At 40.2% G+C, this 20,121-nt stretch carries 21 protein-coding genes and 9 tRNA genes; 19 read left to right on the forward strand and 11 right to left on the reverse strand.

Annotated features, from left to right (window positions below):
* The first annotated feature begins 31 nt into the window (after positions 1-31).
* Genes rph through TTE_RS02955 form a run of 3 tightly spaced genes read left to right on the forward strand, consistent with a single transcriptional unit; the run spans position 32 to position 1,878 of the window.
* Positions 32-817, forward strand: a complete 786-nt coding sequence (rph, locus tag TTE_RS02945; protein ID WP_011025033.1) for a ribonuclease PH — start codon at positions 32-34, stop codon at positions 815-817.
* On the forward strand, positions 777-1,376 hold the full coding sequence (rdgB, locus tag TTE_RS02950) for an RdgB/HAM1 family non-canonical purine NTP pyrophosphatase (protein ID WP_041587280.1): 600 nt from the start codon (positions 777-779) through the stop codon (positions 1,374-1,376). Before rph ends, rdgB begins: the two co-directional genes overlap by 41 nt.
* A 1-nt stretch (position 1,377) precedes the next feature.
* Positions 1,378-1,878, forward strand: a complete 501-nt coding sequence (locus TTE_RS02955) for a metallophosphoesterase (protein ID WP_011025035.1) — start codon at positions 1,378-1,380, stop codon at positions 1,876-1,878.
* Between the two features lie 55 nt (positions 1,879-1,933).
* On the opposite strand, the gene TTE_RS02960 is transcribed toward TTE_RS02955, so the two are convergent.
* The 8 genes from TTE_RS02960 to TTE_RS02995 all read right to left on the reverse strand — a co-directional run bounded on the left by TTE_RS02960 (position 1,934) and on the right by TTE_RS02995 (position 2,641).
* Positions 1,934-2,009 (reverse strand) — tRNA-Lys (locus tag TTE_RS02960).
* A 25-nt stretch (positions 2,010-2,034) separates the two neighbouring features.
* A tRNA-Gly gene (locus TTE_RS02965) sits at positions 2,035-2,110 on the reverse strand.
* A 5-nt stretch (positions 2,111-2,115) separates the two neighbouring features.
* Positions 2,116-2,202 (reverse strand) — tRNA-Leu (locus TTE_RS02970).
* A 38-nt stretch (positions 2,203-2,240) separates the two neighbouring features.
* A tRNA-Lys gene (locus TTE_RS02975) sits at positions 2,241-2,316 on the reverse strand.
* A gap of 4 nt (positions 2,317-2,320) precedes the next feature.
* Positions 2,321-2,395 (reverse strand) — tRNA-Gln (locus TTE_RS02980).
* A gap of 3 nt (positions 2,396-2,398) precedes the next feature.
* Positions 2,399-2,475 (reverse strand) — tRNA-His (locus TTE_RS02985).
* 11 nt (positions 2,476-2,486) lie between these two features.
* A tRNA-Arg gene (locus TTE_RS02990) sits at positions 2,487-2,563 on the reverse strand.
* Between the two features lie 4 nt (positions 2,564-2,567).
* Positions 2,568-2,641, reverse strand: a tRNA-Gly gene (locus TTE_RS02995).
* A 198-nt stretch (positions 2,642-2,839) separates the two neighbouring features.
* Here TTE_RS02995 and TTE_RS03000 point away from each other — a divergent pair.
* Positions 2,840-2,924: transfer RNA gene (locus tag TTE_RS03000), tRNA-Leu, on the forward strand.
* A 333-nt stretch (positions 2,925-3,257) separates the two neighbouring features.
* Here TTE_RS03000 and TTE_RS03005 read toward each other — a convergent pair.
* Complete coding sequence (locus TTE_RS03005; RefSeq protein ID WP_011025036.1) at positions 3,258-3,743, reverse strand: ECF transporter S component; 486 nt, start codon at positions 3,741-3,743, stop codon at positions 3,258-3,260.
* Between the two features lie 250 nt (positions 3,744-3,993).
* On the opposite strand from TTE_RS03005, the gene TTE_RS03010 reads away from it, so the two are divergent.
* The 15 genes from TTE_RS03010 (at position 3,994) to TTE_RS03080 (ending at position 17,562) form a co-directional block, all read left to right on the forward strand.
* Complete coding sequence (locus TTE_RS03010; protein WP_031313958.1) at positions 3,994-4,254, forward strand: stage V sporulation protein S; 261 nt, start codon at positions 3,994-3,996, stop codon at positions 4,252-4,254.
* A gap of 222 nt (positions 4,255-4,476) precedes the next feature.
* The gene (gene tig, locus TTE_RS03015) at positions 4,477-5,775 is read left to right on the forward strand and encodes a trigger factor (RefSeq protein WP_011025038.1); all 1,299 of its coding nucleotides are present in this window, start codon (positions 4,477-4,479) and stop codon (positions 5,773-5,775) included.
* A 5-nt stretch (positions 5,776-5,780) separates the two neighbouring features.
* Positions 5,781-6,368, forward strand: coding sequence for an ATP-dependent Clp endopeptidase proteolytic subunit ClpP (gene clpP, locus TTE_RS03020; protein WP_041587108.1), 588 nt, complete (start codon positions 5,781-5,783; stop codon positions 6,366-6,368).
* Between the two features lie 25 nt (positions 6,369-6,393).
* Positions 6,394-7,671 carry an ATP-dependent Clp protease ATP-binding subunit ClpX gene (gene clpX, locus TTE_RS03025; RefSeq protein WP_009610844.1) on the forward strand — a complete coding sequence of 426 codons (1,278 nt, stop codon included), beginning with the start codon at positions 6,394-6,396 and terminating at the stop codon, positions 7,669-7,671.
* A 95-nt stretch (positions 7,672-7,766) separates the two neighbouring features.
* On the forward strand, positions 7,767-10,103 hold the full coding sequence (lon, locus tag TTE_RS03030; RefSeq protein WP_011025040.1) for an endopeptidase La: 2,337 nt from the start codon (positions 7,767-7,769) through the stop codon (positions 10,101-10,103).
* Entirely contained in the window at positions 10,093-10,677 is a 585-nt protein-coding gene (gene yihA, locus TTE_RS03035; RefSeq protein WP_009610832.1) for a ribosome biogenesis GTP-binding protein YihA/YsxC, read from the forward strand. The genes lon and yihA overlap by 11 nt, the downstream gene beginning before the upstream one ends.
* 150 nt (positions 10,678-10,827) lie before the next feature.
* Positions 10,828-11,190, forward strand: a complete 363-nt coding sequence (locus tag TTE_RS03040) for a DUF2294 domain-containing protein (protein ID WP_011025041.1) — start codon at positions 10,828-10,830, stop codon at positions 11,188-11,190.
* 114 nt (positions 11,191-11,304) lie between these two features.
* Positions 11,305-11,958: a F0F1 ATP synthase subunit A gene (locus TTE_RS03045; RefSeq protein WP_011025042.1), complete on the forward strand. Its 654-nt coding sequence runs from the start codon at positions 11,305-11,307 to the stop codon at positions 11,956-11,958.
* A 71-nt stretch (positions 11,959-12,029) separates the two neighbouring features.
* Positions 12,030-12,251, forward strand: a complete 222-nt coding sequence (atpE, locus tag TTE_RS03050) for an ATP synthase F0 subunit C (RefSeq protein ID WP_011025043.1) — start codon at positions 12,030-12,032, stop codon at positions 12,249-12,251.
* 21 nt (positions 12,252-12,272) lie between these two features.
* On the forward strand, positions 12,273-12,779 hold the full coding sequence (gene atpF / locus TTE_RS03055) for a F0F1 ATP synthase subunit B (RefSeq protein ID WP_011025044.1): 507 nt from the start codon (positions 12,273-12,275) through the stop codon (positions 12,777-12,779).
* Complete coding sequence (gene atpH / locus TTE_RS03060) at positions 12,767-13,300, forward strand: ATP synthase F1 subunit delta (protein ID WP_011025045.1); 534 nt, start codon at positions 12,767-12,769, stop codon at positions 13,298-13,300. The genes atpF and atpH overlap by 13 nt, the downstream gene beginning before the upstream one ends.
* 26 nt (positions 13,301-13,326) lie before the next feature.
* Positions 13,327-14,847: a F0F1 ATP synthase subunit alpha gene (gene atpA, locus TTE_RS03065; protein WP_009610842.1), complete on the forward strand. Its 1,521-nt coding sequence runs from the start codon at positions 13,327-13,329 to the stop codon at positions 14,845-14,847.
* On the forward strand, positions 14,847-15,734 hold the full coding sequence (gene atpG / locus TTE_RS03070; protein ID WP_011025046.1) for an ATP synthase F1 subunit gamma: 888 nt from the start codon (positions 14,847-14,849) through the stop codon (positions 15,732-15,734). The genes atpA and atpG overlap by 1 nt, the downstream gene beginning before the upstream one ends.
* A gap of 15 nt (positions 15,735-15,749) precedes the next feature.
* Positions 15,750-17,135, forward strand: a complete 1,386-nt coding sequence (gene atpD / locus TTE_RS03075) for a F0F1 ATP synthase subunit beta (RefSeq protein ID WP_011025047.1) — start codon at positions 15,750-15,752, stop codon at positions 17,133-17,135.
* Positions 17,136-17,145: 10 nt separating this feature from the next.
* Positions 17,146-17,562, forward strand: a complete 417-nt coding sequence (locus TTE_RS03080) for a F0F1 ATP synthase subunit epsilon (RefSeq protein WP_011025048.1) — start codon at positions 17,146-17,148, stop codon at positions 17,560-17,562.
* Positions 17,563-17,589: 27 nt separating this feature from the next.
* Here the strand turns inward: TTE_RS03080 and TTE_RS03085 are convergent, their stop codons facing one another.
* The gene (locus TTE_RS03085; RefSeq protein ID WP_011025049.1) at positions 17,590-18,456 is read right to left on the reverse strand and encodes a DMT family transporter; all 867 of its coding nucleotides are present in this window, start codon (positions 18,454-18,456) and stop codon (positions 17,590-17,592) included.
* Between the two features lie 12 nt (positions 18,457-18,468).
* Positions 18,469-20,100, reverse strand: coding sequence for an NAD+ synthase (locus TTE_RS03090; RefSeq protein WP_011025050.1), 1,632 nt, complete (start codon positions 20,098-20,100; stop codon positions 18,469-18,471).
* Positions 20,101-20,121 lie beyond the last annotated feature (21 nt).

The following is a 20,121-nucleotide window of genomic DNA, read 5'->3' on the forward strand; positions in this document are numbered from 1 at the left end:
GTAGATAAATAGAAGGGAAAGGGTTGAAGAAATGAACAGAATAGATGGAAGGGAATTTAATGAATTAAGACCAATAAAGATTACCAGAAATTTTAATAAATTTGCTGAAGGGTCTGTATTAATTGAAATGGGTGAGACAAAAGTAATATGCACTGCTTCTATTGAGGACAAAGTTCCGCCTTTCCAAAAAGGTACTGGAAAGGGGTGGATTACAAGCGAATACGGCATGTTGCCTAGGGCAACAGAAGTGAGAAATCCCAGAGAGGTTACAAAAGGAAGGCCTTCTGGAAGGACAATGGAGATACAGCGCCTAATTGGGCGATCCCTCCGAGCTGTTGTAGATTTAGAAGCTTTGGGGGAGAGGACAATTTGGATTGACTGCGATGTAATACAAGCAGACGGAGGAACCCGAACAGCTTCTATAACTGGGTCTTTTATAGCTTTAGCTGATGCTCTCAATAAATTGGTAGAAAAAGGGGAATTACAGAAGATACCTTTGAAAAGTTTTGTTGCAGCAGTAAGCGTGGGCATTGTAGAAGGAAATAAACTTTTAGACCTTTCTTTCCAGGAAGATGCCAATGCTCTTGTGGACATGAATGTGGTTATGACAGACAAAGGAGAGATTGTAGAGATACAGGGCACAGGAGAAGGAGGACCTTTTTCAAGGCAAAATTTTGAGGAGCTTTTGGATTTAGCTGCTCATGGCATTGAACAGATTATCAAGATACAGAAAGAAGTGCTCTCAGACATTGCTGACAAAATAGGGGTGGAGAATGTTGAGGTTGATAGTGGCAACTCACAATCCCAACAAGGCTAAAGAGATAAAAGACTTTTTTAAAGGTTACCCTGTGGAAGTAGTCTCAATGAAAGAATTGGGAATAGAAGAAGATATTGAAGAATATGGCAATACAATCGAAGAAAACGCCCTTATAAAAGCGAGATTTTTAAGGGACAAAGTAAAAGAAGGAATTGTCATTTCAGACGACACAGGGCTTTTTGTGGAATATTTAGGAGGACAGCCAGGTGTGTATTCTGCTAGATTTGCAGGAGAAAATGCAACTTATGAGGAGAATAACAGGAAATTATTGAAATTGCTTGAAGGTGTGCCTTATGAGAAAAGAAAGGCTTATTTTAAAACGATTATTGCTGTAATAGAGGGTGAAAAAGAAGTCCTCTTAGAAGGGGTTTTAGAGGGCCATATTTTGGATCATTTGCAGGGGGAAAACGGGTTTGGATATGACCCCGTCTTTTTTGTGGATGGGATAGGTAAGACCCTTGCGGAGCTTTCATTAGAGGAAAAGAATAAAATAAGTCATAGAGGAAAGGCGCTTTTAAAGCTTAAAGAATACATCTTAAAAAGGCTGGAGGAAAATTAAAATGGTTGTAGCAGTGATAAGCGATACACACGGCATATTCACACTGGTGAGGAATAAATTAAAGGAATTTAAAGGCTTAGATTATATATTTCACTTGGGAGACCATGCTGGGGATGGAATTCAGCTTGCAAAAGAGTTTAATATCCCTCTTGAGTACGTGAAAGGTAACTGTGATTTTCCTACAAAAGATGAAATAGAAAAAATTGTGGAAATAGAAGGCAAAAAAATATTGTTGACACATGGGCACAGATACTATGTGAAATACGAATATGACACAATACTTGAAAGAGGAAAGGAACTCGGAGTAGACGCTGTATTTTTTGGGCACACTCACGTCCCCATGATTTCAAGGCATGAAGATATTTTGCTTCTAAATCCAGGAAGTCCTTCTCTGCCAAGAGAGGGCTCAAAAAAGACTATAGCACTAGTTACAATCGATAAAACAGGCATTTTCCCGAGACTTTTAAATCTTGAAGAGGTTTCAGCTTTAAAAAAGGCGTAAAAAATCTAAGAGCTCCTTCTTTTAGAAGAGGGAGCTCTTTTTTCACAAAATAAAATGGTGCGCCATCAGGGATTCGAACCCCGGACCCGCTGATTAAGAGTCAGCTGCTCTGCCAACTGAGCTAATGGCGCACGGAAGTGTTAAAGTGTATTCACTTGGAGCGGGCAACGAGACTCGAACTCGCGACCCTCACCTTGGCAAGGTGATGCTCTGCCAACTGAGCTATGCCCGCGCGTTTGGTGCGGGAGACGGGACTTGAACCCATAAGCCCTTTCGGGCACTAGAACCTGAATCTAGCGCGTCTGCCAATTCCGCCACTCCCGCACATTATAAACCGTACATTTTTCAATTTTAAAATCAGATGGTGACCCATCCGCGACTCGAACGCGGGACACCCTGCTTAAAAGGCAGGTGCTCTACCTCCTGAGCTAATGGGTCACTCTGGCTGGGATGGCAGGATTCGAACCTGCGCATGCCAGAGTCAAAGTCTGGTGCCTTACCGCTTGGCTACATCCCAGCATGGGGTGGATAGTGGGACTTGAACCCACGACCTCCAGAGCCACAATCTGGCGTTCTTGCCACCTGAACTATATCCACCACACAAAAAATGGTGCGCCTGGAGAGATTCGAACTCCCGACACACGGCTTAGAAGGCCGTTGCTCTATCCAGCTGAGCTACAGGCGCATCTTGGAGCGGGTGATGGGAATCGAACCCACGCAACCAGCTTGGAAGGCTGGGGCTCTACCATTGAGCTACACCCGCACTATTTATAATTCCTTCTGACAGTTTTAGATTATATCAGATGGTTTCATCTTTGTCAACACTTATGCTTCAAAATTTTTGGTGGACAGGTATGAGGAATATTTTAACTTTATCTTTGTTAATAGATGACCCTTTAAAAGAGGTCTTGACAATAGAAAGCTATGTTTATATAATGTAAGAAGGTAAGTTTGATAAGATGCGGGCATGGCGGAATTGGCAGACGCGCCAGACTTAGGATCTGGTGGGGTTTCCCGTGGGGGTTCAAGTCCCTTTGCCCGCACCATTAGAAAGATTTTAATTTAGCAAAATAAAAACTCTGCCCTAAGGCAGAGTTTTTATTTTGTTAACAAAGTCCCTCCCATTTAAGTGGCATTTTGTGTTAATGCTCCAGAGTTGCAAAGCGACTAAACTAAGGCTCACTTTTCGGGCTCAGGCGGGGTACCGGCCAATTCGCCTTTCAGGCTCAACGTGGCCGCTCGCTTCGCTCGCCCCCGCCTTCGCTCCTTGCGCTCGCTAAGTTTAGTTACCGCTTTGACAACAAGTCGCATTTACACACAAAATGCCACTTCTTTATTTTGCAACAGCCCCAACGCAGAGTTTTTATTTTTAATGTAACTCACTCTTTTGAAAATCTGAAATAATTTTCTAACAAGCTAATTACGATGAGCCCCAAAATACCTCCTATTATAGCGGTTACAAACTGAGGGGTTGTGAAAGCTTGGACGATTTTTAGAGGTACTTTTACGTTGAATAACTGTATTATATACTTTACTGATATTGCAAGCCATATAAATTTGACTAAAGCGCCTAATATCATGCCCAGTATCTTATTTTTCTGCATTGAAAAAAGCATCACATATAAAGAATTGCCAATCATTATAAAAGGTATCATCAGAGGAAAACCCATTATTCCAACTAAAAATGCGATTATAGGAGTTAGACAGCCTATTGTAATACCTGACCACATTCCAACAGTTCCAGCAGCGATTAATAACATGGCATTTACTACTGACCCTGTTACAAGCTGAGGCATTTTCATAAATTGAAAAACTATTGTAATGGCAAGTAAAATGGCTGTCCTTGTCATGAACTTTGTATTCATAGGAAACATCTCCTTTTTGTTGTGCTCAGTTATATTTTAGTACTCTTCTAGAGGAATGTCAAATATTTATCAAACTGTGCGTCAATACACTCTGTTGCCTGGCCGCAAGTTATAAAAAATTTGCCTTAGATTTAAAAATTTAGTATTATAGGTACTAGACTTAATGAAATTTCATCCTTATAATTTATATATGGAGCCTACTCATCTCAACAAGTGATACTTTGCAATTAAAACAGGGGAGGGAGTAGTGATGGAAGTATTGAGGGTATCAACTAATTCCAATCCTAAGTCTGTAGCAGGTGCGTTGGCGGCTATTGTGAGGGAAAAGTCTGCTGCGGAGATTCAGGCTATAGGAGCAGGTGCGGTCAATCAGGCAGTAAAAGCTATTGCAATTGCTAGAGGATTTGTGGCTCCTAATGGTATTGATTTGGTAATGGTTCCCGCATTTGTAGAAGTAGAGATAGATGGAGAAAAGAGAACTGCTATGAAGTTCATTGTAAAAGCTAGATAAAAAATTTGTCTACTAGACAAAATTAAACAGAGGGAGTATAATATGATTTAGGATTGACATTTTTGCGGGCTTTCTTTTGCCCGCACCAAAATATTTTACCAAGAAAATAATGCGCGTTGCATTATTTTTTTTGTATTTATTTTGCTTCACAAATTTTTTATGTTATAATATTATAAGTTCAGAAGAATCCACACGAAAGAAAGGAACAGGAGGATCTACTTAATGGGTGCGAGTCTTAAGAAAATAGAAAAGAGCGTGGCTACTCTTGAACTTACAATACCAAAAGAAAAATTTGAAGAAGGCTTAGATTATGCTTTTAAGAAAAATGCTTCAAAATTCAATGTTCCAGGTTTCAGAAAAGGGAAAGCTCCAAGATTTTTAGTTGAGAGATATTATGGAGAAGGCGTACTTTATGAAGATGCCATAGAGTATGTGTTCCACGAAGCGTACCAGGAAGCTTTAAAAACGTTTAATTTAGAGCCTGTAGATTATCCAGACATCAACATCTTGCAAATAGGCAAAGGAAAAGATTTGGTTTTAGAAGCAACTGTTGCAGTTATGCCCGAAGTTGAGCTTGGAGAATACAAGGGCATAGAAATTGAAAAAATAGAATATGATGTGTATGATGGAGATGTAGAGTACGAATTAGAGAAGTTAAGGCAGCAAAATGCAAGAATTATCCCAGTTGAGGGAAGACCCGCAGAGCAGGGGGATATTGCTGTAATTGACTTTGAAGGCTATATAGACGATAAGCCTTTTGAAGGAGGAAAGGGAGAGAATTACGAACTTGAATTAGGAAGCAATACTTTTGTGCCTGGCTTTGAAGATCAAATAATAAGCCACAATGTAGGAGAGACTTTCGATGTGACTGTTACTTTCCCTGAGGATTACAGAGTGGAAGAATTAAAAGGAAAGACTGCCGTATTCAAAGTTACGCTGAAGGCATTAAATAAAAAAGAATTGCCAGAACTGGATGATGAGTTTGCGAAAGATGTAAGTGAATTTGAGACTTTGGAAGAGTTAAAACAAGATATAAGGAAGAAATTAGAAGAGAAAAACAAAAGAGAAGCAGAGAATGAGATGAAAGAAAAAGCTGTCATGAAAGTAGTAGAAAACGCCAAAGTGGATATTCCTGACGTAATGGTAGAAAGGCAGATAGACCTTTCTTTGAGGGATTTGGACTATAATTTGAGATTACAAGGTTTAGATTTAAACACCTATCTATCTATAACCGGCAAGACCATACAGGACTTAAGAAAGGAAATGTGGGAAGGCGCTTTAAATAGGGTAAAAACCCAGCTTGTGATAGATAAAATAGCGAAAGTTGAAAACATTGAAGCCACAGAAGAAGAGCTGGAGAACAAATTAAAAGAGTTGGCAGAGAGTTACAGAGTAAATCTGGAAGAATTCAAGAAAAGTTTAACAGAAAGCCAGATAAACGGCATAAAAGAGGATATAGCGTATTATAAGACGATTGACTTTATTTTCAACCAGTGTAAAATAGTAAGTAAAGAGGAGTGATTTTTATGAGCTTAGTTCCAATTGTAGTGGAGCAGACAAATAGAGGCGAAAGAGCTTATGATATTTTTTCCCGCCTCTTAAAAGACCGCATAGTGTTTTTAGGAGATGAAATTAACGATACCACAGCTAGTTTGGTTATCGCTCAGATGCTGTTTTTAGAGGCAGAGGATCCAGACAAAGATATATGGCTTTATATAAACAGTCCTGGTGGTTCTATCACTGCTGGTCTTGCAATATATGACACAATGCAGTATATAAAGCCGGACGTTGTGACACTTTGTGTGGGCATGGCAGCATCTATGGCTGCTTTCCTGCTTGCTGCAGGTGCAAAAGGTAAGAGATTTGCACTTCCTAACAGTGAAATAATGATTCACCAGCCCTGGGGTGGAATGCAAGGGCAAGCTACTGACATAAAGATTCACGCAGAAAGACTTTTGAGGCTAAGAGACAAGTTAGAAAGGATTCTTTCAGAGAATACGGGGCAGCCTCTTGAAAAGATAAAAGCCGATATGGAAAGAGATTACTTCATGACTGCAGAGGAAGCTAAGACTTACGGCATAATAGATGACATACTTGTAAGGCACAAAAAATGAGGCCCCCCAAAAGAGGTGAAATTTTATGGCTAAATACGACGACCACAAGCAATTAAAGTGTTCATTTTGCGGCAAGACTCAGGACCAGGTAAGGAGACTGGTGGCAGGGCCCGGAGTGTATATCTGTGACGAATGCATAGAACTCTGTCAGGAGATTATAAACGAAGAATTTGAAGAGGATATGGACATGGCTATGAGAGATTTGCCAAAGCCAAAAGAAATAAAAGCTTTCCTTGACCAGTATGTTATTGGTCAGGACAGAGCTAAAAAAGCTTTGGCAGTTGCTGTCTACAATCATTACAAGCGCATAAATTCTAAAGTTAAGTCAGACGATGTGGAGCTTCAAAAGAGCAACATCTTACTTCTGGGTCCAACAGGATCTGGCAAAACTCTTTTGGCTCAGACTCTTGCTAAGCTTTTGAATGTTCCTTTTGCGATAGCAGATGCAACTACCCTGACTGAAGCAGGATATGTGGGAGAAGACGTGGAGAACATCTTATTGAGGCTCATACAGGCAGCAGATTACGATATAGAGAGGGCAGAGAAGGGAATAATCTACATCGATGAAATAGACAAAATAGCTAGAAAGTCAGAAAATCCTTCTATAACCAGGGATGTTTCAGGCGAAGGCGTTCAACAGGCTCTTTTAAAAATACTGGAGGGGACAATTGCCAATGTGCCTCCGCAGGGCGGTAGAAAACATCCTCACCAGGAGTTTATACAGATAGATACAACGAACATACTCTTTATATGTGGAGGCGCATTTGAAGGAATAGACAAAATAATAGAATCAAGGATTGGGAAAAAGAGCCTTGGATTTGGCGCAGAGGTTCAGAGCAAGAAAGAAAAAGACGTTGGAGAAATTTTAAAACACATCATGCCAGAAGACCTGTTGAAATTTGGGATGATTCCAGAGTTTATAGGCAGAGTCCCAATAGTTGTAACTTTGGACCCTCTCACAAAGGATGACCTTGTCAGAATACTGACAGAGCCTAAGAATGCTCTTGTAAAGCAGTACGAAAAGTTGTTTGAAATGGACGGTGTAAAGCTTGAATTTGAGAAAAAAGCTTTAGACTTGATTGCAGAAATGGCTCTAGAAAGAGGAACTGGTGCAAGGGGCTTGAGGGCTATTCTTGAAGACATAATGCTTGATGTGATGTATGAAATTCCTTCTGATGAGACGATAGAAAAGTGCATTATTACAGAAGAGACGGTGCGGAAAATTGCTCCTCCCACACTGGTTTATGCAGATGCCCAGAAGATAGGCAGGAAAAAAGCTAAAAAGACAGAGTCTGTTTCATAAAAAATAAGTTTTTACATTAACTCCCCTTCTCCTTCACATACTAAAATAGTGAATGGGAAGGGGTTTGATTATATTGCGAAAAATGAGGTGAGGTCATGGCAGAAAAAAGGTACACACTCCCTATGATTCCATTAAGAGGATTAACAATTTTCCCTTATATGGTAATTCATTTTGATATAGGGCGAGAGAAATCCATAAGGGCTTTAGAAGAGGCCTTTATGAAAAATCAGCTTATATTTGTAACTACTCAGAAGGACCCAGAGCTTGAAGACCCATCAATTGAGGACGTTTACAAGGTGGGGACTATAACTAAAGTCAAACAGATGTTGAAACTTCCCGGGGAGCTCATAAGAATTTTGGTTGAAGGTATAAGCAGAGCCGAGATTGACAAAGTCACAAGAGAAGACGAATTTTTTGAGGTGGAGGTAGTTGAAAAAGAGGAGCAGGCAGAGATTGAAAAGACTCCAGAGTTAGAAGCGCTGATGAGAAGTGTGGTCTCTGCTTTTGAAGAGTATGTAAATATGACTTCCCGCGTCCCCATTGAAAGCTTATACAATGTAATTAGCATAGAAGAGCCGGGAAGGCTTGCGGACATGATTGCAGCCCACATTTCTTTGAGCACAGCGCAAAATCAAGAGCTCTTAGAGTGCTTTGATGTGAAAAAGAGGTTAGAAATTTTACTGGGCTTTTTAATGAAGGAGCTGGAAATATTAAAAATTGAGAGAGAAATAAATGCAAAAGTGAGAAGCCAGATTGACAAGCTTCAAAAGGAATATTATTTGAGGGAACAGCTAAAGGCCATAAAGGCAGAGTTAGGGGAAACGGAAGATTTTGACAGCGAGATAGAAGAGTATGAGAGGAAAATAGAAGAAAAGGATTTGCCTGAGGAAGTGAGAAAAAAGGCGAAAGAGGAGTTAAAGAGATTATCTAAAATGCCTCCCGGTTCTGCTGAGGCCTCTGTTGTAAGAACTTACCTTGACTGGATACTGGAACTTCCATGGAACTACGAGACAGAGGATATTCTAGATTTAAAAAGGGCTCAAAGGATACTGGATGAGGACCACTACGGGCTTAAAAAAGTAAAAGAGAGGATAATAGAGTTTTTGGCAGTGAGAGCCTTTTACAATAAAGTTAAAAGCCCGATCTTATGCCTTGTAGGTCCTCCAGGAGTGGGCAAGACCTCCTTAGGAAGGTCAATAGCTAAAGCTATGAACAGAAAATTTGTAAGGCTTTCTCTTGGCGGCGTCAGAGATGAAGCGGAGATAAGAGGGCACAGGCGTACTTACGTTGGAGCTATACCAGGAGGGATTATAAACTCTATAAAAATTGCAGGTTCAAAAAACCCTGTTTTTTTGCTGGACGAGATAGACAAGATGAGTTCTGACTTTAGAGGCGACCCTGCTTCTGCTATGCTGGAAGTATTAGACCCCGAGCAGAATTCCACTTTTAGAGACCATTATTTAGATTTGCCCTTTGACTTATCTAAAGTACTTTTTATAACCACAGCCAATACAACTGACACTATTCCCGCTCCTCTTTTGGACAGGATGGAAGTTATATACATATCAGGATACACTGAAGAGGAGAAGTTTCACATTGCTAAAGGCTATCTCATACCAAAGATTTTGAAAGAACACGGTGTTCCGGACAATAAAATAATAATACAGGACTCAGCCATTAAAGGAATTATTTCTGAATATACTCGTGAAGCAGGAGTGAGAGGGCTTGAGAAACACCTTGCCACAATTGTGAGAAAAGCCATTAGAAAGATAATGGAAGATAATGTGCCTTACGTGAAGGTAGGCAAAAAGAACTTGCAGTCTTACTTGGGCAAGCCTCTTTTTAGACCCGACAAAGCCAATGAAAAGAGCGAAATCGGAACGGTGATGGGCCTTGCGTGGACCAGAGTTGGAGGAGAAATTTTGACTGTAGAGGCTTCTATAATGCCAGGAAGCGGAAAATTAAACCTCACAGGTCAATTGGGGGATGTGATGAAAGAATCTGCTCAGGCGGGCCTTAGTTATATAAGAGCAAATGCTGAAAGACTTGGCATTGATAAAGATTTTTACAAAAATGTCGATATACATATACACGTGCCTGAAGGATCTATTCCAAAGGATGGACCTTCAGCGGGCGTTACCATGGTGACTGCTATGGTCTCAGCCCTTGTGAAAGTGCCTGTCAGAAAAGATGTCGCCATGACAGGGGAAATAACTTTAACTGGAAGAGTTTTGCCTATAGGCGGTGTGAAAGAAAAAGTTCTGGCAGCTCACAGAGCAGGCATAAAAAGAGTGATTCTCCCTATGGAAAACAAGAGAGATTTAGATGAAATTCCACAGAGCGTAAAAAAGAAACTGGAGTTTAAATTTGTAGAAAGAATAGACGAGGTGTTGGAGTACGCTTTAGTCAAGGAGGAAAAACATGAAAATTAAAACAGCTGAGTTTGTAGGAAGTGCTTTTAATGAAAGTCAATATCCAAAGGATAAAATCCCCCAAATAGCAATTGTGGGAAAATCCAATGTGGGCAAGTCCACTTTAATAAATACAGTTTTGGGGAGAAAGAATCTTGCCAAAGTGAGCTCTACTCCAGGTAAGACAAGAGGGATAAATTTTTACCTCGTCAACCGAGCTTTTTACATAGTGGACTTGCCTGGTTATGGCTATGCAAAAGTTTCAAAAGAGATGAAAAAACAATGGGCTTATAACATAGAGACTTTTTTAAATACGTCCAAGAATTTAAAGCACGCTTTGCTCCTAATTGACATAAGAAGAGAGCCTACAGAAGACGATTTTATGATGGTCAACTGGTTTTCTTTTAAAAATTTGCCTTTTAGTGTTGTTCTCACAAAGGCAGATAAAGTCAATAAATCCGAAGCCAATAAAGCTATAGAGAATATCTGTAGAAGTTTTAACATTTCTTCTGATAGAGTGATAGTTTTTTCTGCAGTCGAAAAGACAGGAATATCAGAAATACTTAGAATTTTTGAAGAAGTGATTGAGAAGTGAAGCTTTGGGGAGAAATCGTTAAATTTTTGACTATTTTTGAATTAGAACAAATTTAGCAACGTTAAAATTATTGTGTTATACTGTAAAAGGGAGTATAATTTTAATTAAGTCATAATGAAATGGTTTTGTCTCTTTTTTGGAGGGGTCAAAATGAAAGGAATGCTTGAAAGCAAGATAAACGAAGAAATGATCAAAATTACAAAAGAGGCCATTGGGAGAGGAGCCGAAGCTGCCAAAACCCGCATTTGTGAAGACATGATTATTGTCAGGCTCAGTAAGTCTCTTACTCATGAGGAAAGGCAGATCATCTCAACTGCAGAAGGGAAAAGGCTGGTAAAAGAGTTGAGACAACTCTTAGATGAAATTCTCAAGCCAAAATTTACAGAGATGATAATGCGCCTCACTGGCTGCCAAGTTGTAGGAATTTATAGAGATATAAATCCTGAAAAAGGTGAGTATGTATATTTATTCATACTTGACAAGAATTTAGAAGAAGACCTCAAGAGTAGATAACCCCCAAATGGTTGTATGTTTTTTACAGGAAAGTAAATATACTAAATTGAAAAATTTTGTGACAAATTATATAATTATACGTGTTGGGGGTATAGCAGCGAGGAGGTGAATTAATTGGAGATAGGCTCTCCGGTGGTATTTACCATACCGATTTTTGGCGGGATACCTGTCACAGAGACAGTAGTGGTAGAATGGATAGTGATGGCAGTTTTGATTATAGGTTCTGCTCTGTTGACAAGGGGATGGCAGTTGGTTCCTTCTGGGGTGCAGAATGTAGTGGAACTTATTGTAGATGGCTTTAATAAATTTGTAGAAAGCGCACTGGGGGATCATTGGAAGGATTACGCACCGTATTTGGGGACGGTGGCAGCTTTTTTGACTATTGCAAATACCATAAGCATTTTCGGCTTAACCCCTCCGACAAAAGATTTTAGCACAACCTCAGCCCTTGCTATTATGTCTATTGTGACAGTCATAATAGCTTCATTAAGGGCAAGAGGGTTTTTTGGGTTTTTAAAGCATTTTTTTAGGTCACCTATAGACCTCTTTATAAACCTTTTGGACCTTTTTGTAAGACCCTTATCTCTGGCTGCGCGACTTTTTGGCAACATTTTTGGAGCAGTTGTCATAATGGAGCTTATAGAAAGAGCCGTGCCAGTAGTCCTACCTGCATTTTTGAGCATATACTTTGACCTTTTTGACGGCCTTTTACAAATGCTGGTGTTTGTCTTCCTGACGATGTTATATATTGAAGAAGCGATAGAATAGTGTATAATAAAAATAGTAAAACGATTAAAAAATTTTAATAAAAAATCAAAAAAGAAAAGGAGTGGATATGAATGAATTTATTGGCTATAGGTGCAGCTATTGCTGCTTTAACAGGAATTGGAGCAGGAGTTGGCATAGGTATTGCCACTGGAAAAGCTGTTGAGGCTGTATCAAGACAGCCAGAGGCAAGTGGAAAGATTATGCAACTTCTTTTGTTAGGAGGCGCTCTTGCAGAGGCAACAGCCATTTACGGGTTGCTTGTGGCAATAATGATCATAATCTTCAAGCCATAAAGGAAATACCAAAATTTCCTGATGAAAGAAGGGAAAGCCTTGGAACTTTTTAATCTCTCCACTTTTGTGTTTACAATCATCAACCTTTTGGTGCTTTATTATATCCTAAAAAGGCTTTTGTTTAAGCCTGTTACAAAGTTTTTGGAAGATAGAGAGAATAAAATTAAATCAGCTCTAGAAGATGCTGACAAACAAAGGGAAGAAGCCTATAGCTTAAAAGCACAGTATGAGGAAAAACTTCAGAATGCGGAAAACGAAGGCAGGGCTATAATTGAAAAAGCCCAAAAAGAAGCAGAAGAAAGAGCAAGTGAAATCATAAAGAGTGCCAATAAGGAAGCAGAGAGCATAATTGAAAAAGCAAAAGAAGAGGCAGTTCTTGAGAAGATAAAGGCTATGCATGAGCTGAGGGCAGAAATGTCACATCTAATAATAGAAGCTGCTTCTAAGGTTTTAGAGAAAAAACTGCCTGTTGAGGATGAAGACCTTATTAAAGAGGTCATTGAGGAGGCAGGGTCATGGAACAAATAATAGCAAAAAGGTATGCCTCTGCCCTCTTTGATGTGGCTAAAAAAGAAGACAGGGTAAAAGAATACTACGAAGAATTGAAAAAAGCTGTGGAGATATTGCAAACAGAAGCTGTATGGAAGATTTTTGTAAATAAAAGCATTGACAAGACAAAAAAGATGAAATTTGTTGAAGAAGTGCTAGAAGGTTTTTCAAAAGAAATTGTAAATTTTGTCAAAGTAGCAATATCAAAGCACAGAGAAAATCTCATCAAAGAGATACTGAATGAGTTTGAAGCTTTGTATAAGGCTTACTTTAATATGATAGATGTAAAAGTAATTTCTGCCTATCCTTTGAAAGAAGAAGTGTTAAATCTGGTCAGGGAAAAGCTAGAGAAAAAGTATAATAAAAAGGTAAATTTGATTCCTGTAGTGGATAAGGAAATTTTAGGTGGCTTAAAGCTGGTCATTGGCAATACTGTAATTGACGGTTCAATTAAAGCAAGACTTGAAGCTCTTCTCAAAAACATGCGTCAGGCTGTCTAAAATGAATTTAAGAAGGTGAAAAGCGTATGGGAATAAGACCAGAGGAAATTAGTTCTGTTTTGGCGGAAAAAATTAAAAACTTTGATTTTAGCGTAGAAACTCAAGAAATAGGCTATGTTATTCAGTCAGGGGACGGAATAGCGAGGATATACGGCCTTGACAATGCTGTGTACGGTGAAATGGTGGAGTTTGAGAGCGGAGTCGTAGGCATGGTCCTGAACCTAGAAGAAGACACAGTAGGTGTTGTAGTGTTAGGAGACCCTGAGAAAGTAAAAGAAGGGGACGTAGTGAAAAGAACAGGCCGCATAATGGAAGTGCCTGTAGGTAAAGGACTTTTAGGAAGGGTTGTAAATCCACTGGGAGAGCCTATTGACGGAAAAGGCCCTATAGAGTATGAAGGGAAAAGGCCTATTGAAAGTCCTGCTCCTCCTATAGTAAGGAGGCAGCCTGTTAATACGCCTCTTCAGACTGGTATTCTCGCCATTGACTCCATGATACCAATCGGTAGAGGTCAGAGAGAGCTCATCATAGGCGACAGGCAGACGGGGAAAACCGCTATAGCAGTTGACACCATAATAAACCAAAAAGACAAAGGGGTATACTGCATATATGTTGCAATAGGGCAGAAAGCTTCTACTGTGGCAAGTGTAGTGAATACGCTTGAAAAATATGGAGCAATGGAATATACCACGGTAGTTGCAGCAACTGCCAGTGAGTCGGCGGCTTTGCAGTATATAGCTCCTTATGCGGGCTGTGCAATGGGAGAGCACTTCATGTATCAGGGAAAAGACGTGCTTGTGGTGTATGACGACCTTTCGAAGCATGCGGTGGCATACAGAACTCTATCGCTCCTTCTAAGAAGGCCGCCTGGAAGAGAGGCTTATCCTGGAGACGTATTTTACCTGCATTCACGCTTGCTTGAGCGCTCTGCTCGACTTTCTGATGAGTATGGCGGCGGGTCTTTGACAGCTCTACCGATTGTTGAGACTCAAGCAGGAGATATATCAGCATATATTCCAACAAACGTCATATCCATAACAGATGGTCAGATATATCTGGAGTCAGAGCTTTTCTACAGCGGCATAAGGCCTGCTATAAACGTGGGTCTTTCAGTATCCCGTGTTGGCGGTGCCGCTCAGATAAAAGCGATGAAAAAGGTTGCAGGGCGCTTGAGACTTGAGCTTTCACAGTACAGAGAATTGCAGGTTTTTGCAAGATTTGGAACTGACTTAGATAAAGCTACTCTTGAGGTTTTGAGGCAGGGCGAGAGAATTGTAGAGATTACGAAACAGCCTCAGTACCAGCCTATGGCTGTTGAGGACCAGGTAATAGCGATTTACACTGTGATGAATAGATATGTGACAGACATTGAGGTAAGTGAAGTAAGACCTTTTGTCATGGGGCTTCTCAAGTTCTTGGACGAAGCTTATCCAGAGATAAAGCAGTCCATAAGAGATACAAAAGACCTCACCAAAGAGACGGAGGAGAAACTTAAAGCTGCAATCCTCGAGTACAAGGAAAAGTACGCCGCAAAGGGTGAAAAATAATGGGAAAACGAGATATAGCCTTAAGGATTAAGAGTGTGAAAGAAGTGCGAAAAATCACCAGAGCGATGTATCTCATCTCTGCTTCAAAATTCCAGAAAGCCAAAGGTATGTTGGACAGAGTGAGGCCCTACTATTACCGGGTTCAGACGGTTATGAAAGACATTTTGCTTCACACAGGAGAAGTTACATCACGATATCTTGAAAAAAAGGATGTCCCTGAAAAACAGGATAAAAGGAAGGTCTTTCTCATAGTGACAGGAGATAAAGGCCTTTGCGGCGCTTACAACCACAATGTAATAAAGGCTTCTATAGAGCTAATTAAAAATGAGAAGGCGAATTTGAAAGTAGTAGGAGAAGTGGGGAGAAGGTACTTCATAAAAAAGGGATACGACGTAGACAGAGATTTCCTCTACACTGCACAAAATCCTACTGTTGACTTAGCGGCGGAGATTGCAGAAATTCTTCTGAAAGAGTATAACAATGGCGATGCGGATGAAATATGGGCTGTGTACACTGAAATGAAGGGGCTTTCTCAGAAGGTGAGGACTTTAAGGCTTTTGCCGCTGGATGTCGAAAATTTCATGTCCATTGCTGCGGAGGAAGAAGAGGCCGTGGAAGAGCACGTGGTAATTGACAGCGACATGATTTACGAACCTTCTCCTTCAGAAGTCTTTGATGCGATAGTTCCAGAATATTTAAAAGGGCTCATATACAGCATTCTCGTTCAGGCTTTTGCTTCAGAGCATTTTTCCAGAATGGTGGCAATGGATGGAGCAACTTCCAATGCCGACGAGATGATTGAAAAGCTCACTCTTTTGTACAACAAGCTAAGGCAGGCTTCTATAACGCAGGAAATTATAGAAATAATTACAGGGGCATCTGTATAAAAAGGAGATGATAGTTTGAAAAAAGGTTACATTACACAGGTAATTGGTCCTGTTGTAGATATAAGGTTTGAAGGGGATCTTCCTCCAATAAATAACGCCATAAAAATACCTATGGGAGATAGAGAGCTTGTGGTGGAAGTAGCCCAGCACATAGGGGATAACACAGTAAGATGTGTGGCAATGGCATCTACAGACGGACTGAGAAGAGGAATGGAGTGCATAGACACCGGCGGACCTATAATGGTTCCTGTTGGAAAAGGCGTGCTGGGCAGGATGTTTAACGTCTTAGGACAGCCCATTGACGAGCTGGGAGAAGTAAAGGACGTAAAATACATGCCCATTCACAAAAAGCCACCTTCTTTTGAGGAGCAAAACCCTGCAACGGAGATTTTAGAGACAGGAATAAAAGTAATTGACCTTCTCACACCCTATCCAAAAGGTGGAAAGATAGGGCTTTTTGGCGGTGCAGGTGTTGGGAAGACAGTCCTTATAATGGAGCTTATACGAAATGTGGCCATTGAGCACGGCGGTTACTCCATATTTGCAGGAGTAGGTGAAAGGTCCCGTGAAGGGAATGAATTGTGGCTTGAAATGCACGAGGCTGGAGTTATAGACAAGACAGCTTTTGTGTTCGGTCAGATGAATGAGCCTCCTGGAGCCAGAATGAGAGTGGGACTTGCAGGGCTTACCATAGCAGAGTACTTTAGGGACGAAGAGCATCAGGACGTTTTGCTTTTCATAGACAACATCTTTAGGTTTGTACAGGCAGGGTCAGAGGTTTCTGCTCTTTTAGGCAGAATGCCTTCTGCTGTTGGATACCAGCCCACTCTTGCTACTGAAATGGGCGCTCTTCAGGAGAGAATCACATCTACAAAGAAGGGTTCTATAACATCGGTTCAGGCTATTTACGTTCCTGCGGACGACTTGACAGACCCTGCTCCAGCGACAACTTTTGCTCACTTGGATGCTACTACAGTTTTGTCAAGGAGCATTGCAGAAATGGGTATTTACCCTGCAGTTGACCCGTTGGATTCTACCTCCAGAATACTTGAACCCCACATAGTAGGAGAAGAGCACTATTACGTTGCTAGGAAAGTGCAGGAAATTCTGCAAAGGTATAAAGAATTGCAGGATATCATAGCCATACTCGGCATGGAAGAGCTGACGGAGGAAGACAGGCTCATTGTGTACAGGGCAAGAAAGATACAAAGATTCTTGTCACAGCCTTTCTTCGTAGCAGAGGCCTTCACTGGGACTCCGGGTAAATATGTTCCTCTCAAAGAGACCATAAGGGGATTCAAGAAGATTGTGGAGGGAGAAATGGACGACATACCAGAGCCAGCCTTTTACATGGTAGGAACGATCGATGAAGTTTATGAGAAAGCAGAGAAGATGAAATGAGGTGAAATAAATGGATAAAACCTTTCACCTCGAAGTATTGACCCCTTACAGAAAGTTTTATGAAGGGGATGTGGAAGAGATAATTGTGACTACTACCACAGGTCAGATTGGCATTTTGAAAGACCACATTCCTCTTACAACTCCCATCGCTCAGGCTGGCACTTTGCAGATAAAAAAAGATGGTCAATGGAAAGAAGCTTTCATCTCTGGAGGCTTCATGGAAGTGAGAAGAGATGGAGTTACAATACTCTCAAGTGCTGCAGAATGGCCGGAAGAAATAGATATAGCAAGAGCTCAAGCAGCCAAGGAGAGGGCAGAAGAAAAACTGCGCCAGAAAAAGAGCAAACAGGAGTACATTGCTGCAGAAGCGGCTTTGAAGAGGGCATTGATGAGGCTTAAAATCGCAAGCAAATACCAGGAAATGTGAAAGCTTCCCTCAAAAGAGGGAAGCTTTTTATCTTTTCTCAGGTTCTTTTTCAGGTAGTTCAGATAAGATTATTCCTGCCAGCATGAAAGCTCCTCCGATGATCGCTCTTATAGACATTGTTTCTCCTGCGATTAAATAAGCAGCTAATGCGGCAAATACCGGCTCGAGGGAAAAAATTAGGGCCGTATGGGTGGCAGTTGTATAAGCCTGCATGGTATTTTGAGCCACAAAGGCAAAAGCCGTTGCGAATACGCCGGTTATTATTATAGCTCCCCAAACATCCAGGGAAGTAGGTATAAAAGGCTTTTCAAATATCAAACTTACAATGCCACTTAAGAGTGCCACCATTCCAATTTGAACGGTAGCAAGTAGGTATGTGTCCATCTTTGAAGCGTATTTTGATATCAAAACTATGTGCATGGCAAAGGCAAAGGCGCAGAGAAGAGTAAGGAAATCCCCTATATTGATACTGAGGTCAATATTTGTTGTAAGAAGTATAAGGCCTATAAAAGCAAGCACCACTCCCACGGTAGCTGCCTTGGTGGGTTTTCTTTTAAGGAGTATGGCCTCCAATATGGGTACTAATACTACGCTAAAGCCTGTAATAAATCCGGATTTAGAGGCTGTGGTGTATAAAAGCCCCATTGTCTGAAAGGCGTATCCTAAGAATAACATTGTTCCAATTAAAGAGGCAGCCATTAGAGTACTTTTATCTATCTTTTTAAGTTTTTTATAAAAAATTGCTGCCAGCAATAAAAAGGCTAATAAAAAGCGTATGAAAAGAAAATTATACACAGGAAGGGATTGAATGGCATTTTTCACTATTATAAAAGTAGAACCCCATATCATTGTCACAAGAGTCAGCACTATATCGCTTTGAAGTTGCTTTGACAAAATTATCTCCCCCTACGCTTTGAAATTTTGTACGATTGGCATTCTCCTGCCAGTGCCAAAGGCTTTAGGTGAGACTCTAAGTACAGGAGGGGCCTGTTTTCTCTTGTATTCATTTTTATTTACAGTATTTATGATGTGCCTTACCAGGTCTTTGTCAAAGCCTTTTTCTGCTATTTCCTCCACAGAAGCATTTTCCTCTAGATAAAGCTTCAACACTTGGTCCAGTATTCTGTAAGGGGGAAGAGAGTCTTCATCTTTTTGGTTTGGCCTTAGCTCTGCCGAAGGAACTTTTTTAATTATTGAAACTGGTATTATCTCTTTTTCTCTATTTATATACCTCGCCAACTCATATACTTGAGTTTTATATAAGTCGCCAATCACTGCTAGACTTCCACTCATATCTCCGTACAAAGTGCAATAACCCATTGCCAACTCTGACTTATTGCCTGTTGTAAGCACTACGTATCCTTCCCTGTTTGCAAAGAACATGAGATAATTTCCGCGTATTCTAGCCTGTACATTTTCCTCTGCCACATCTCCTAAAGCATTTCCATCTTTGTTGAAGACAGATAAATAGCTTTTGAAAACAGGCTCAATAGGAATCACTCTAAAGTCTATGCCTAAGTTTTTGGCCAAGATTTCTGCATCTTTTACACTTCCTTCAGAAGAATACCTTGAAGGCATAGAAATTGCCAATACATTTTCTTTTCCCAGGGCTTCAGAGGCTATTACTGCCACTACTGCAGAATCAATTCCACCGCTTAGTCCCAGAACCGCTTTTTTAAATCCTAATTTATGAAAGTAATCCCTAACTCCAATTACAAGAGCCTTATATATCCAAGATATATCTTCTTTAAGTTCTGGCAGCTCTTCGAAGTCCTCCAAATTTTGCAACTCTACTACTTTAAAATCCTCTTCAAATCCTTTTAGCCTTATTACCTCTTTTCCTTTTTCATTTAATACGAAACTATTTCCATCGAAAATGAGTTCATCATTTGCTCCTACCTGGTTGACGTACACAAAAGGAATGCCGTATTTATCAGTTTTCTCTTTCATTATTCCAAGCCTTGTCCTGTGTTTGCCCAAATGATAGGGAGAGGCAGAGATGTTTATAAAAATATCCGGTTTTAGTTTAAATTGCTCTTCCAAAACATCAACAGAATAGTTTGCGCTTGGCTCAAACACATAGCCTTTCCATGCATCCTCACATATATTTACTGCTACTTTTACGCCCTTAAATTCAACTGTTTTTATCTGTGATGAAGGAGAAAAATATCTTTTCTCATCAAATACGTCATAATTGGGAAGGAGCGTTTTATCAAATATTTCTATTATTTTTCTGTTGTAAACAAAAAAGGCAGAATTATACAAATTTTTATTTTCATCTTTTCTCACAGTACCTAGTATTACGGCAATTTCATCAGTTGCCGGCAGTATTATTTTATTTATCATCTCTTCATTTGTTTTTATGAAGTCTTTCACGAAAAGAAAGTCTTTAGGAGGATAGCCAACAGTCGACAGTTCAGGAAATACAACCAAATCCGCCTTTTCTTTTTTTGCCTTTTCAATATATTTTACTATTTTTTCACAGTTATGTTTTATATCTCCAACAACAGGGTTTATCTGTGCCAGTGCAATTTTCATTTCTTTTCACCTCTACGTACG

The organism is Caldanaerobacter subterraneus subsp. tengcongensis MB4, from assembly GCF_000007085.1.
GTDB classification, from domain to species: Bacteria; Bacillota; Thermoanaerobacteria; order Thermoanaerobacterales; family Thermoanaerobacteraceae; genus Thermoanaerobacter; species Thermoanaerobacter subterraneus.